11 protein-coding genes and 1 riboswitch are annotated in these 13,960 nt (G+C 43.9%); of the genes, 1 reads left to right on the forward strand and 10 read right to left on the reverse strand.

The features are described from left to right. Positions 1-288 precede the first annotated feature (288 nt). From RIL182_RS14600 to RIL182_RS14620, 5 genes are all read right to left on the reverse strand, one after another. Positions 289-1,116: a deoxyribonuclease IV gene (locus tag RIL182_RS14600; protein ID WP_242655559.1), complete on the reverse strand. Its 828-nt coding sequence runs from the start codon at positions 1,114-1,116 to the stop codon at positions 289-291. Between the two features lie 83 nt (positions 1,117-1,199). Further along, positions 1,200-3,164, reverse strand: a complete 1,965-nt coding sequence (locus RIL182_RS14605; RefSeq protein WP_006857016.1) for a fructose-bisphosphatase class III — start codon at positions 3,162-3,164, stop codon at positions 1,200-1,202. Between the two features lie 96 nt (positions 3,165-3,260). Then, positions 3,261-4,028, reverse strand: a complete 768-nt coding sequence (dapB, locus tag RIL182_RS14610; protein ID WP_044998983.1) for a 4-hydroxy-tetrahydrodipicolinate reductase — start codon at positions 4,026-4,028, stop codon at positions 3,261-3,263. A 104-nt stretch (positions 4,029-4,132) separates the two neighbouring features. Next, positions 4,133-5,023 (reverse strand): 4-hydroxy-tetrahydrodipicolinate synthase, encoded by an 891-nt coding sequence (gene dapA / locus RIL182_RS14615; RefSeq protein WP_006857014.1) that lies wholly within the window; start codon positions 5,021-5,023, stop codon positions 4,133-4,135. A gap of 165 nt (positions 5,024-5,188) precedes the next feature. Then, positions 5,189-5,376, reverse strand: a riboswitch (Lysine riboswitch). 41 nt (positions 5,377-5,417) lie between these two features. Continuing rightward, complete coding sequence (locus RIL182_RS14620) at positions 5,418-6,053, reverse strand: single-stranded DNA-binding protein (protein ID WP_006857013.1); 636 nt, start codon at positions 6,051-6,053, stop codon at positions 5,418-5,420. A gap of 288 nt (positions 6,054-6,341) precedes the next feature. Here RIL182_RS14620 and typA point away from each other — a divergent pair, with 288 nt between their 5' ends. Then, complete coding sequence (gene typA, locus RIL182_RS14625) at positions 6,342-8,180, forward strand: translational GTPase TypA (protein ID WP_044998981.1); 1,839 nt, start codon at positions 6,342-6,344, stop codon at positions 8,178-8,180. A 102-nt stretch (positions 8,181-8,282) separates the two neighbouring features. Here typA and RIL182_RS14630 read toward each other — a convergent pair whose 3' ends face one another. The 5 genes from RIL182_RS14630 to dnaJ form a co-directional block, all read right to left on the reverse strand. Further along, positions 8,283-9,953, reverse strand: coding sequence for an ABC transporter substrate binding protein (locus RIL182_RS14630; RefSeq protein ID WP_242655558.1), 1,671 nt, complete (start codon positions 9,951-9,953; stop codon positions 8,283-8,285). A gap of 115 nt (positions 9,954-10,068) precedes the next feature. Beyond that, positions 10,069-11,157, reverse strand: a complete 1,089-nt coding sequence (locus RIL182_RS14635; RefSeq protein WP_015560071.1) for a M23 family metallopeptidase — start codon at positions 11,155-11,157, stop codon at positions 10,069-10,071. A gap of 73 nt (positions 11,158-11,230) precedes the next feature. Beyond that, positions 11,231-11,644: a Fur family transcriptional regulator gene (locus tag RIL182_RS14640; RefSeq protein WP_006857011.1), complete on the reverse strand. Its 414-nt coding sequence runs from the start codon at positions 11,642-11,644 to the stop codon at positions 11,231-11,233. A 28-nt stretch (positions 11,645-11,672) separates the two neighbouring features. After that, positions 11,673-12,527 (reverse strand): putative manganese transporter, encoded by an 855-nt coding sequence (locus RIL182_RS14645; protein WP_022112749.1) that lies wholly within the window; start codon positions 12,525-12,527, stop codon positions 11,673-11,675. A gap of 236 nt (positions 12,528-12,763) precedes the next feature. Further along, the gene (dnaJ, locus tag RIL182_RS14655) at positions 12,764-13,942 is read right to left on the reverse strand and encodes a molecular chaperone DnaJ (RefSeq protein ID WP_006857010.1); all 1,179 of its coding nucleotides are present in this window, start codon (positions 13,940-13,942) and stop codon (positions 12,764-12,766) included. Positions 13,943-13,960 lie beyond the last annotated feature (18 nt).

Raw genomic sequence — 13,960 nt, forward strand, 5'->3', positions numbered from 1 at the left:
ACTTATAAAATTTGAGCTTCTAACTCAATCAATAACGCGGCTTACACCGCAATCGGCAGTTGCCCCGCCTGTCCGTATGGGCTTAACCAATCTCTTGGTGGGCAAACAATAGATCCTTTTCCATCTATTGTAACGAATATTTGCATGAAAACAATTTTCGCATTCATGTGATTTGAAGTATAGCATACACACATGGCAAATGCAATAACGTATTCTGTAAAATTCTGGTATTTTCTTTTTTATTTCATTTTAGGATATTTTTATTTTCTATTCAGGTTTGCAGCGATCTTACCGCGTCCACTCCCGGACCATCTGTATCTCCCGTCTGTACCCCTCATCATCGTTCGGTGTCTCTAAGATAAACGGTCTTCCTTCTAAAAGCGGGTGCAATGCAACGCGCCGCATCGCCTCTGCACCGATCTTTCCCTCACCGATCTTCGCATGACGGTCCTTGTGGGAGCCACAGTCATTCATGCTGTCATTAAAGTGAACTGCCTTCAGCCGGTCGAGCCCGATCACACGGTCAAACTCATTTAACACATCGTCAAGGTCGTTTACAATGTCATAACCGCCATCCCACACATGGCAGGTATCGAGGCAGACTCCCATTTTATCGTTTAATTCCACACGGTCTAAGATTTCTCTTAACTCCTCAAACGTTCTTCCAACCTCAGTTCCTTTTCCCGCCATCGTCTCAAGTAAAACGGTCGTTGTCTGCTCCGGTTTCAAGGCTTCATTTAATGCTTCCGCAATCAATGCGATCCCTTTTTCCGCCCCTTGTCCCACATGGGCACCCGGATGAAAATTATAATAATTGTACGGTGTATACTCCATGCGTTTTAAGTCATCAAGCAGCATTTCCTTTGAAAAAGAACGGACATCCTCTTTTGCAGCGCAGAGGTTCATCGTATATGGCGCATGCGCAACAATCTTTCCAAATTCGTGCTCCTTTGCAAAATTTAAAAACTTTTCCACATCTTTTTCATCGATTTCTTTTGCCTTACCGCCACGCGGATTTCTTGTAAAAAAAGCAAAGGTATTGGCATCTAACGCCAGCGCTGCCTTTCCCATCGCCGCATATCCTTTGGATGCGGATAAATGATTTCCTATTAACATATCAATCCTCATTTCTGCATTGCGCTTCGCGCACCTTAATTTTGTGCACAATAATACTCCTGTCTGTATATGCGAATGCTCTTTTATTCTGCCCGGTTCTTCTCCACGATCGTGCCCGCTCTGTATGCCGCGAGCAGCTCCTCAAGATCATGGATCGACTCTTTTAAACTTTTTCCGATATCTGTATCGGCAACCGTTTTTCTCCGCACGACCTGCTGCACCAGAACCGTATGGGATACGATATCGCTTCCGTCCTGCACCGCTTTTTCTACCGATTCAAACGGTTCATGCGCCGCAAGCACCAGACCATAAGAATTATAAATCAGCGTATATCCGGCAATCCCCGTCTTTGGCTGATATGCCTTGGAAAAACCGCCGTCAATGATCAGAAGCTTTCCGTTACATTTGACCGGAGACTCTCCTTTTTTTGCCTCCACCGGAATATGACCGTTAATGATGTGCGCCTCCGCACCTTCAAGCCCGAATTCCTCTAAAATCCGGTTGACCACTTCCTCTTTTTCAAGCAGCCTGTAATAAGGATTTTTCGGCTCCTGATGCGTTATTTTATCTGCAATAAAATAACGCTCAAACGTCGTCATCTTTGCCTTTCCAAACACCGGGGAATTCTGGTTTTCCCAGATAAACCATAAAATGTCCTGTCCCTTTTTCTTCTCCTTCGGGTCGATCGCATAATAGCCTTTTCGCGCATAGCCCTCAAGCACATCATAAAGCTCTTTTCCGGCATATTCTTTTCCAAAAACGTTAACTCTGGTAAACGTGCCATCCTCATTCAGCGGCACGCATCCATGATAGAGAAGATTTCCATTATATACTTTGTAAAGACTTCCCTGTGTATACAAAAAACGCACATGACGCTGCAGTTTTTCACAGTTCACAAATGCAGTCACAAGACGCTCCATCACATCCGCCTCATCTTCTGAGAGACGATATGGATCTTCCCAGTCGATTGTCGGAAAACTGACATCCTTGAGCGGATACTCGGTTTCCTCCACACACACGGTCCCCTTTTCGATGTTGATCTTATCGAGAAGAAGTCTTTTCTCCATCTCAAATTCCGGGTTTTCTTTGATCAGCTGACCTTCCAGTTTAAACTGCATGATCGTGATCGCCTTATGCATTTTTTCATCTAAAAATGCGTCGTGCACATCATATTCATCTTCCCGGTAATCCAGCTTAAAACAGTCACAGGAATCCTTATCATACCACTTCATCGCAAATCTTGCCAGCGGCACCAGATTAATCCCGTAACCGTCCTCTAACAGATCAAGGTTTCCATATTTTGCAGAAATGCGGATCACATTACAGATGCATGCCGCACTGCCCGACGCCGCTCCCATCCAGTACACATCGTGATTGCCCCACTGGATGTCCACAGAGTGATGCTCCATCAGTGTGTCCATGATCAGATTCGGATATGGTCCCCTGTCAAAAATATCCCCGACCACATGCAGATGATCCACAACAAGCCGGCGGATCAGATTACAGAACGCGATCACAAGCTCCGCCGCCCTTCCGGTGCGGATGACCGACCGGATAATTTCATTATAATATGCCTCCTGATCGGATATCTCCTGTCTGCCGGTCAAAAGTTCCTCAATCACATAGGCAAAGTCTTTTGGAAGTGCTTTCCGCACTTTTGACCTTGTATACTTGGAAGATGCATTTTTACAGATGCGGATCAGGCGGTATAAGGTGACTTTGTACCAGTCCTCCAAATTATCTTCCGTCTTTAACACCTGTTCCAACTTCTGTTCCGGGTAATAGATCAGCGTGGCGATCGCTTTTTTCTCCGCCGCGCTGATTGCATTGCCAAATTCATCCTCTATTTTCCGCTTGATGGCACCGGATCCATTTTTTAGCACATGTAAAAACTGGTCGTACTCCCCGTGCACATCTGTGATAAAATGTTCTGTTGCTTTTGGCAGGCTAAGAATCGCCTGTAAATTGATAATCTCTGTCGCCGCTGTGGCAATGGTCGGATACTGATTTGATAAACTTTTTAAATAACGCAGGTCGGTCTGCCCCATAGTATTCCTCATTTCTTTTTCACGTTCATTTGCTGCTTTTTTATCTTATCATAGGAAATGAGCGGGGGCAACCAACGTTAATTTATTGTCAATGCTCTACGCGATCGTAGCCTTGATCACATCCCCCATATCATAGAATCCCGCCGGTTTTCCGGACAGGAATTTTGCTGCCTGAACAGCTCCTTTTGCAAATACACTTCTGGAATATGCAGTATGCTTAAACTCGATCACCTCATCAAGTCCTGCAAAGATCACCTCATGTTCTCCTACGATGCTGCCGCCGCGCACTGCAGAGATACCGATCTCTGTTTTTTCTCTCTTTTTGCGCTCTTTGCTGCGGTCATAAGTATAGGTATATGCATTGCCAAGCGCCTCATTCATGGAATCGGCAAGTGCAAGTGCCGTACCGCTCGGCGCATCCAGTTTCTGGTTGTGGTGTTTTTCGACGATCTCCATATCAAAACCGGCCGGTGCTAAAATGGTTGCAGCCTGTTTTAACAGTTCCATTAACATATTGATTCCAAGCGACATGTTGGCAGATTTTAATACGGCAACTTTTTTCGATGCCCCGTCCACCTTTTTTAACTGCTCCTCAGAAAGTCCTGTCGTGCAGAGTACTACCGGGATCTGCTTGTCCACACTATATACCAAAAGATCATCCACTGCTTTTGCATTGGAAAAATCAATGATCACATCCGCTGCCACATCACAGACAGAGATATTGGGGAATACCGGGTAATCGTTTTTGATGCCATCGTAGAGATCGATTCCTGCCACGATCTCAATCTCTGCATCCTCCTTGCAGATCCCTGTGATCACCTGTCCCATTTTTCCGTTGCATCCACTCATAATTGCTCTTATCATATTGTTTTTTCCTCTCTTTTCTTTATTTAAAGCAACACCGGAAACGCTGCGAACCAACATTTCCGGTGTTTTTTCAAATCTGGCTTTCCGTGTTCCACTGCCCCTTACGCCAGCTTGATCCCATAATTCTTCATTGTTTCCGCAAGTTTTGCAGCATTGGCATCTGTCATCTCTGTGAGCGGGGAACGAAGCGGTCCTGCCTCCATGCCCATCAGATTCAGCGCTTTCTTAACAGGGATCGGGTTCACTTCGGAGAACAGCGCCTCAATGAGCGGCTGTGCCTTTAGCTGGATCTCCATTGCTTTTTTCGTATCTCCGTCAAAGAATGCCATACACATATCATGTACATCCTTCGGTGCCACGTTTGACCATACGGAGATCACACCGATTGCTCCGATCGACATTAACGGTACTACGATTCCATCCTCGCCGGAATACAGATCAAGCTTTCCATCCGTTAAATACATGGTCTTTGCTGCCTGTGCAACATTTCCGGTTGCCTCTTTGATCGCAACGATGTTTTCAACATCATGGTACAGTTTTGCAGCTGTCTCCGGAAGGATATTGCATCCGGTACGGCTTGGAACATTGTACATGATAATAGGAAGTTTTACAGAATTTGCAATCTCTGTGTAGTAGCGGATCAGACCTCCCTGTGTTGCTTTGTTATAATATGGAGTTACGCAGAGCAGTCCATCCACGCCGGCTTTTTCCGCTTCTTCCGAAAGGTGGATTGCCTCTCTGGTACAGTTTGAACCGGTTCCTGCAACGACCGGAATACGGTGTTTTGCAAATTTAACAGCAGCTTTGATCACCTCTGCATGCTCTTCTGTCGTCAGCGTAGAGCTCTCACCTGTTGTACCTGCGATAATGATACAGTCCGTTCCCTGATTGATCTGATACTCGATCATCTGCTCTAATCTGTCATAATTTACTTCCTCATTGTTTTTCATTGGTGTTACGATTGCCACACCGGCTCCTTTAAAAATAGACATATTAATAATCCTCCTGGTTCCTGTATTATGATACGTTAGGATACACTGCTTTGTGCACACGGTATTTTATTTATTCATAGGACGTAATTTCCCTATGAATTAAAAAAACCGACTCTGATGAGCCGGTTCGTAAATTCTAATCATATGTATTACCCAGTATATGTCGAATCCGATAGCGCCCCATCTTTCTGCCATTTCAGCTTAAGATGACAGTCATAAGGTTCTTTACCTTATGCCCAGGAACATATCCGCAGCAAATATACTCCTTCGGCGTTCTTTCCTTTTATCCTCCATCCTCTGCTTCTGCCACATCCGGAAAACTACTCTTAAAGCACGCAACCTCTATCAAGCAATATGTATCTTTTAGCAATCATAGCACCATCTATTTCTACTGTCAATCCAATTCCTCTAAAAAATCAATTTTGCTGACGGATACTTCGTATGCAACCCTTTTTTCCGTCTGCGTCTCCGATAATTTTTTGACATATTCGCGGCTCTGGATCCTGCCCCAGATCTGCACATGTCCGCCCACATCAAAACCGGAGGCAAATCTTGCATTTCGTCCCCAGCAGATGCACGGAATGTAATCTGATTTTCCATAAGAGCGGTTCACAGCGATCAGAAGATCTGCGATCTCTCTTCCAAGCGGTGTTTTCCGGTAAATTGGCTCCTTACATACATAGCCGTCTAAAAAGATCTGGTTGCTCTTTACCTCATCGTCAATCTCGTCTAAAAATTCCAGTTCTCTCACAAAAACGGAAAGTACAAGCCGGTTTTTCTTTTCCTCGTGCCGGTTGAATGAGCGGAACTGTCCTGTCACATAAATATTCTGTCCGACCATGTCCTCATTGACATCGATCAATCGTTCCGAAATCATCAATGGTATGTAATCCATATAATTGCTGAGACGGTTGACTGCCACATCGACCATATAAAATCCCTCTCCGTACACTTCGTGGCTGAACCGGAAATCCGATACAATCTCCCCCACGATCGACACCTGGTTGTTTTCAAACATTTTATCTGCCATGAATATTCTCCCTTCCTTGCGGTCATACACCTATATTTTTTTGTGCGTTTTTTCTTTTCGAACCGTTTCTGCCCGGTATGACCTGCCTGACATAATATTTTTACCATGTATCACATTCAAATTTTCATGGAACATGTCGATAAGAAAACGAATGTAATGACAACTTTTGTCAGGTTTTTGAATAAAAAAATATTGCAGAATCCCACAAATATGATAAAATATATAGGTTGGTTTTTTAACCTTATGTTACAGTTAATACATTTCACACAGGAAAGAGAGATTTTGTATATGAAAATGAAACGTGAAGATGTCCGTAATATTGCCATTATTGCACACGTTGACCACGGTAAAACAACTCTGGTCGATGAGCTGCTAAAGCAGAGCGGCGTATTCCGCGCGAATCAGGAAGTTCAGGAACGTGTCATGGACTCCAATGATATCGAGAGAGAACGTGGTATCACGATCCTTTCAAAAAACACAGCCATTACCTATAAAGGTACAAAGATCAATGTCATCGATACTCCTGGTCATGCGGACTTTGGTGGTGAGGTTGAGCGTGTCCTTAAAATGGTAAACGGTGTTATCCTTGTCGTTGACGCATTCGAGGGTGTTATGCCTCAGACCAAATTCGTACTGATGAAAGCATTAGAACTTTCTCTTCCGGTTATCGTATGTTTAAATAAAGTAGACCGTCCGGAAGCCCGCCCGAACGAGGTTGTCGATGAAGTACTTGAGTTATTCATGGACTTAGACGCATCCGATGAGCAGTTAGACTGTCCGTTCCTGTTTGCATCTGCAAGAGACGGCTATGCCGTTCGCGAGATCGGAGATCTTGTAAATAACAAAAAAGATATGACACCTCTGTTTGAGACTATCATTGATTACATTCCGGCTCCAGAAGGTGATCCGGATGCAAACACACAGGTACTCATCAGTACCATCGATTACAACGAGTATGTCGGACGTATCGGTATCGGTAAAGTCGACAACGGATGCTTAAAAGTAAATCAGGAAGCTGTTGTGGTAAACCATCATGAACCGGACAAACAGAAAAAAGTCCGCATCAGCAAATTATATGAATTTGACGGCTTAAATAAAGTAGATGTCGCAGAAGCAAAGATCGGATCGATCGTAGCAATCTCCGGTATCGCAGATATCCACATCGGAGATACGATCTGTGCACCGGAAAATCCGGTTGCAATACCGTTCCAGAAGATTTCTGAGCCTACGCTTTCCATGAACTTCATGGTAAACGACAGCCCGCTCGCCGGACAGGAAGGTAAATTCATCACTTCCCGCCATTTAAGAGACCGTCTGTTCAAAGAATTAAATACCGATGTTTCTCTGCGTGTAGAAGAGACAGAGAGTCCGGACTGCTACAAAGTATCCGGCCGTGGTGAGCTTCACTTATCCGTTTTAGTTGAGAACATGCGCCGTGAAGGTTATGAGTTTGCAGTCAGCAAAGCAGAAGTTTTATACCACACAGACGAGAACGGCAAAAAGACAGAGCCTATGGAGATCGCTTACGTCGATGTCCCGGATGAGTTTACCGGTACTGTTATCGATAAATTAAGCCAGCGTAAAGGTGAGCTTGTCAATATGAAACCGATCACCGGCGGTTACACCCGTCTGGAGTTTAATATTCCATCCCGTGGTCTCATCGGTTACCGTGGAGATTTCATGACAGACACCAAAGGAAACGGTATCATCAATACCATTTTCAACGGCTATGCTCCTTACCGTGGTGAGATCGCATACCGTAAACTTGGTTCCCTGATCGCATTTGAATCCGGCGAATCCGTAACTTATGGTCTGTTCTCTGCCCAGGACCGCGGTACTTTATTTATCGGACCTGGCGAAAAAGTTTATGCCGGAATGGTCATCGGTTCCTGTGCAAGAGCTGAGGATATCGAGTTAAACGTATGTAAGAAAAAACATCTTACCAATACACGTTCTTCTTCTGCTGATGAAGCACTGACACTGGTTCCGCCAAAAGTTTTAAGTTTAGAGCAGGCGCTTGACTTCATCGATGTCGATGAGCTTCTTGAGGTAACACCGGAGAGCCTTCGTATCCGTAAGCGTATCTTAGATCCAACCTTACGCAAACGTGCTAATATGAAAAAATAATTTTTCACTAACAAAAAAGATGATTTGTACTCCCGCAGGTACGAATCATCTTTTTGTTTATGGCAGCACTTTTTCTCACAATCTGTAATATTTATTATTTTCTCACGACTGTTCTTCCATATCGGCATCGTAAAATGCCCGGCTGTTCTTTCCGTTTTTCTTTACTTTATACATTGCATGATCCGCCGCAGCGATCACTTCTGTACTGTTCTTTCCATCTTTCGGATACACCGCAATGCCGATACTCGATGCCAGATACTGCTCTCCACCGGCAATCCGATAAGGTATTTTAAATGTGTCTAAAATCTTCATTGCATAGGAATCTATCACTTCTTTCTGACCGCTTTGCACAATTGCAACAAATTCATCCCCCGCCAGCCGGTAAACCTCGAATACGTCATCCACCAGTGCTCCGGCACGCGCAGCCATTTCCTTAAGCACCGCATCCCCTTCGTTGTGTCCATAGACATCATTGACCCGCTTAAAATTATCCATATCGAACATGATCAGCCCAAACGGTTCTTTTTCCCTGATCCGGTACTGCAGGTCTTCCATAAACACACGCCGGTTCAAAAGTGAAGTCAGCGCATCATAGCGCGCCATAAAATTTAATTTTTTATTGAGCGAGCTGATCGTATCGTTTACTTTTCTTTTATGCATATTATCCCGGACAAGCCAGATGATAAACAAAACCATGATCCCACCGATCACAGATGTGATACGGATCACTTTTCCATACTGCTCCATAAAAGTTTCTTCGTGATTGATGATCTTTGCATCATCCGGTAACATGCTGCGCGAAATTCCAAAACGCTTCATAACCGTCTCATCAAAGCAATATGTCATCGGTGAATCTGTTATGACATCCATATTCTCACATGGTTCACCATTTAAAATTTTAAGAGCCATCTCCCCGGCGATCTCGCCCATCTCTTCATGGGAAACGATCTCACCTCCAAGCAGTCCTTTCCCCATACCTATCGATATACCGGAAAACATGGGAATATGTGCCCGGCTGCTCAGCATCTGGACAGACTCTGCCGATGCATAAACATTTCCATCCTTATCATTACTGCATAAAATATATAAAAGAATCGTACTCTCATCGAAAGATTCTACGCTCTTAATCAGATCTTTCTGTGAAAATTCTGATGCATTGATATCACTAAACTCCAGATCCGGAAATTCATCTTTGTAAGAATAAAATTCCTTTCTTGCACTAAGCCCGGTTACCGTATTGTCAACAATTGCAACAATATGTGCTGCTTCCGGATATATCTTTTTGGCAAGTGCTATGGTATTTCCATAAGTCTGATTTTCTATGATTCCTGTTACATTGGGATTGTAATCCATCGCCAGCGCTTTTGAAACATTATTGACCCCTTCAAAAACAATCGGCGTATTCCCAAAAATTTTCCGATATACAAGCACAAAATTATACGCCGCATCATCTCCCACTATGACCACGTCATAAGCTGGTACCTGGCTTAAATAATAACTCAGGCTCTTGTAAAATAAATGTACATTTTCCGCCGTATCAACATTTTTGGTATCCATAAACTTATAGTCTATGGTCACATCATCTCCCAACGACTTTTTGATTCCCTCAATCTGCTGTGGAATCGTCTCCCATGCATAGGAATAGGAACTGATGAACAGCACACGTCCTCTTCCTGTTTCTTTTGCATTGACCGGAAAACTCCCCCCTATACATAGCAGCACAAAAAGAATTACTGCTAAAATGCAGCCTTTTTCTACTTTATGATTTTTCATATGTGTCCCCCGATTTTTATGCAGCATAACTTTCATTCTGTATGTTTATATTTTAATTTCTTCAAACTATAATCTAAATTTTCCACCCAATTGTATAAAAAGTCAACATAATTCATCATTTTTTGTCACTTTTTTCCAATTTTTCTTTCTGTTTTTTCTCCCGCTGTAAATAATTTTCCTTCATATCAAAAGTCCTCTTCCACTCTTTCGTTCCTTTCACTTTGTGCACTTCGGAACGGTTTTTATATAAAAACCGTGTCAGATTATAACAGTCCACCCAAATCTCATGCCCACTCTCCCTCCACTCCTCATCAAAGATCAGTTCGAGTCCGTAATGAAGATGTACAGTATCTATATTGTTGACATTTTCTTTTGTACTGTAACCGGTGTGCCCCATATAGCCGATCACATCCCCTGCCGTCACAAGATCTCCCTCTTTTAATTTTGCCTGATATGGGTAATCCTGACGCAGATGCGCATAATAATAATATCGCTTTTTATCCGGACTGCGGATTCCAACACGCCAGCCTCCGTACTGATTCCAGCCCAGAGCCTCCACATATCCTGTTTCAATGCAGATCACAGGCGTACCGATCTGTCCCATCATATCATGTCCTAAATGCTGTCTTTTATATCCATAGCTTCTCGACACGCCAAAATCATCATAATCACTGTACGGAAATCCCTTTGCGATCGGGGAAAATGCTTTCAGTCCATATTTTTTCACATAGGGACCACCCTCACTCTCCTGTATCTCATACTCGCCGACCAGACCGCCAAGCACCGCCGAATATGCCTCCTTATAATAGGAAAAATACTTGAGCTTCTCTGCCGCCTCATCAAATGTCAGCTCCTTATTTTTCACTTTCTCTGCCGCCTCATTCAGTTCTGACACTGCTGTCGCGCCAAACTCCCCGCCATTTTTCGCTGCCACATAAGAAAGTAAGTCGATCCAGTCGATATGCATTTCACTTCCATATGTGTCCACGTCACACTCATATGCCTTGCACAACGCCTCATAAGACACATTAAAATCCACCCACCGGATCGTCCCGTCCGATGTGGCAGTAACTGTTTTCCCCCCTGTTCCTGCCGTATTTTCCCATAAAATAAAAGCAGCCATAAGAAGGATGACTCCCTCTAAAATAATGGCTGCTTTAATACGCTGGCACCAGGTTTTCCTGCCTGCTGATATCATGTTCATGACACTCCTCCTACCCTGCCATTCTTTTCCATTCATTATATGAGGCGGGATGAAAAATAATCATGCATTTTTATTATTTACTTTTCTGGCACGCACTGCACATTCCATACAAAATTGAATTTTTGCACTGCAGTTTAAACCCGTGATCTTTTAAAATGTGCTCTGAGATTTCATCCATAAACTCACATTCCAGATGGATGATCTTCCCACATTTCACACACTGCAGATGCAGATGTTCCTCACAGTGGTGTCCTAATTCCACATACTGATATACCGCCTGATTGCCCTTTTCGGCAACGTATTTGATTACCGTGCCATCCTTTGCCAGCTTATCTAAATAACGGTAGATCGTCGTGATATTGACCTCACAGTCCTGCGCTTTCAGATAATGGTCGATATCCGCCACAGCGACTGTCCGGTCACTGTTCTTCTTTAAAAATTCCAAAATCTTTTTACGGCTGATCGTCGCATAACCACTTCCCGGCATATTCCTCGTCCCTTCCTGTTTCCTTTATTTAAAACACAATCCCACACACTCTTATGATAACACCCCAGAACACGCCAAGTCCATACAAAGCCGCAACAATTCCGGCATTCTGCTTCCAGTCACGGTTCAGACGGAACAAAACTAACAGTCCGACGCCGGCATTCACAAGCAGTCCAGACATCATGGCGCCCGCTCCGATGATACCGCCTAAATAAAGTTCTGTGATCACAACTGAGGATGCACAATTTGGGATCAGTCCGACAAGTGCTGCTACTGCCTCACCCACAAGCGGCATTGCAGTAAAAAAGCCTGCAAGTGTATCTTCCCCGATGAACCCGATCACTACATTTAAAAGGAAAGAAATGATCAGAATATACGCAAAAATCTTTAAGGTATGTTTGAATGCAGACCGGAAAATGCCGTCCTCGCAGCTGCAGTGTTCTTCCTCACATACCACATGGATGTCCATTTCTTTTTCATGCTTTTTCATCACACCCACATATAAAAACTCCACAACAAGTCCGGAAATCATACCAATGATGACCTTAGCTGCAAGGATCTTAACGATCACGACAGGTGCAACCGCCTCTGAGATCATGATCGGAAGCATCTCATCGGAGGTCGATAAGAAAATCGCAAGCAGTGTTCCGACTGTGATCACATGTCCCGCATAGAGGCTTGACGCCGCTGCAGAAAAGCCACACTGTGGGATCACTCCAAGCAATGCACCCCAAACAGGGCCGCTTTTTCCAGCGCTCCTGATACGGTTCTTTGCCTTTCCTCCAGTCTTATGCTCTAACTCTTCCATCAAAAGGTATGTGATAAACAAAAACGGAAGTAATTTTACACTATCTAATAAAGTATCTAAAATAATATCTAACATATTGCGCCCCATTTCCTACATGACATGTATGTCGATTTCTTACATTTGCGACCAATTCGTATTTGCAATCAGTTTGTATTTGCAACTTGTTTGCATTTTTATTATACGCAGAAATATTAGAATGTCAAGCTTTTCCCGAAAGAGATTTTGATTCATAGGATGTAATTTCCTATGAATCAAAAAAATAGAGGCAAGCTCCATGCTCTGCCCCTGTTTTTCATCCATATTAATAAATTTTAGATATCATCTAAAGATTCTTTTATCTTATCCATGAATCCTTTTTTCTTTTTCGGCTTTTCTGCTGTACCAGTGCCCTCTGCTGACTTCTTTAATGTATTACCGGTAACTTCATCAAACTTACGCAATGCCTCTTTTGCTTCTGCATTTAAGGAAGCCGGAACCTGAACCACCAATGTAACATAATGGTCACCACGCACTGCTTTGTTTCGCAGAGACGGTACGCCTTTTCCCTTCAGGCGGATTCTTGTGTCTGTCTGTGTTCCTGCTTTTACCTCGTATAAGACGTCTCCATCCACGGTGTTGATACGCACCTCACCGCCTAATGCCGCCTGAGCAAAGGAAATCGGCACGGTAGAATAAATGTTCATATCCTGACGCTGGAAGATCGGATGACGTGATACAACTACCTCTACTAGCAGATCCCCACGCGGTCCGCCGTTGATACCCGGTTCCCCTTTTTCACGGATCCTTACACTCTGTCCATTGTCAATTCCCGCAGGGATCGATACCTGGATTTTCTTTTTATTTGAGATATATCCGGTTCCACGGCAATCCGGACATTTATCCTTGATCATCTTTCCGGAACCACCGCAGTCCGGACAGGTCTGTACATTCTGTACGGTTCCAAAGAAGGACTGCTGGGTAAATACGACTTTACCTTTACCACCACATTTCGGACAGGTCTCTGGTGTGGTTCCCGGTTTTGCACCGGTACCATGACACTTCTGGCACTCATCCTTTAAGACCATCTCGATCTCTTTCTCACAGCCAAATACAGCTTCCTCAAATGTAATACGGACACTGGTGCGCAGATTCTGTCCTTTCATCGGACCATCGTTGCCACGTCTTCTGGATCCGCCGCCAAAGAAATCTCCAAAAATATCTCCAAAGATATCTCCCATATCCATACCGGAGAAATCAAATCCGCCTGCTCCGCCGGCACCACCATCAAATGCTGCATGACCAAACTGATCGTACTGTTTTCTCTTTTCTGCATCACTGAGCACAGCATATGCTTCCTGTGCTTCCTTGAACTTTGCCTCCGCTTCCTTATCTCCAGGGTTCATATCCGGGTGATACTTTTTGGCAAGCACACGGAACGCTTTTTTGATCTCAGCATCTGTTGCCGTTTTACTCACGCCTAAGACTTCATAATAATCTCTCTTATCTGCCATAACGTTTTCCTCTCTCAA

Source organism: Roseburia intestinalis L1-82 (assembly GCF_900537995.1).
GTDB lineage: Bacteria > Bacillota > Clostridia > Lachnospirales > Lachnospiraceae > Roseburia > Roseburia intestinalis.

Coding starts and splice junctions, on each gene's coding strand:
- RIL182_RS14600 (WP_242655559.1), bottom strand. CDS start 1,116: ATGTTAATAGGAAATCATTTATCCGCATCCAAAGGATATGCGGCGATG.
- RIL182_RS14605 (WP_006857016.1), bottom strand. CDS start 3,164: ATGGGGCAGACCGACCTGCGTTATTTAAAAAGTTTATCAAATCAGTAT.
- dapB (WP_044998983.1), bottom strand. CDS start 4,028: ATGATAAGAGCAATTATGAGTGGATGCAACGGAAAAATGGGACAGGTG.
- dapA (WP_006857014.1), bottom strand. CDS start 5,023: ATGTCTATTTTTAAAGGAGCCGGTGTGGCAATCGTAACACCAATGAAA.
- RIL182_RS14620 (WP_006857013.1), bottom strand. CDS start 6,053: ATGGCAGATAAAATGTTTGAAAACAACCAGGTGTCGATCGTGGGGGAG.
- typA (WP_044998981.1), top strand. CDS start 6,342: ATGAAAATGAAACGTGAAGATGTCCGTAATATTGCCATTATTGCACAC.
- RIL182_RS14630 (WP_242655558.1), bottom strand. CDS start 9,953: ATGAAAAATCATAAAGTAGAAAAAGGCTGCATTTTAGCAGTAATTCTT.
- RIL182_RS14635 (WP_015560071.1), bottom strand. CDS start 11,157: ATGAACATGATATCAGCAGGCAGGAAAACCTGGTGCCAGCGTATTAAA.
- RIL182_RS14640 (WP_006857011.1), bottom strand. CDS start 11,644: ATGCCGGGAAGTGGTTATGCGACGATCAGCCGTAAAAAGATTTTGGAA.
- RIL182_RS14645 (WP_022112749.1), bottom strand. CDS start 12,527: ATGTTAGATATTATTTTAGATACTTTATTAGATAGTGTAAAATTACTT.
- dnaJ (WP_006857010.1), bottom strand. CDS start 13,942: ATGGCAGATAAGAGAGATTATTATGAAGTCTTAGGCGTGAGTAAAACG.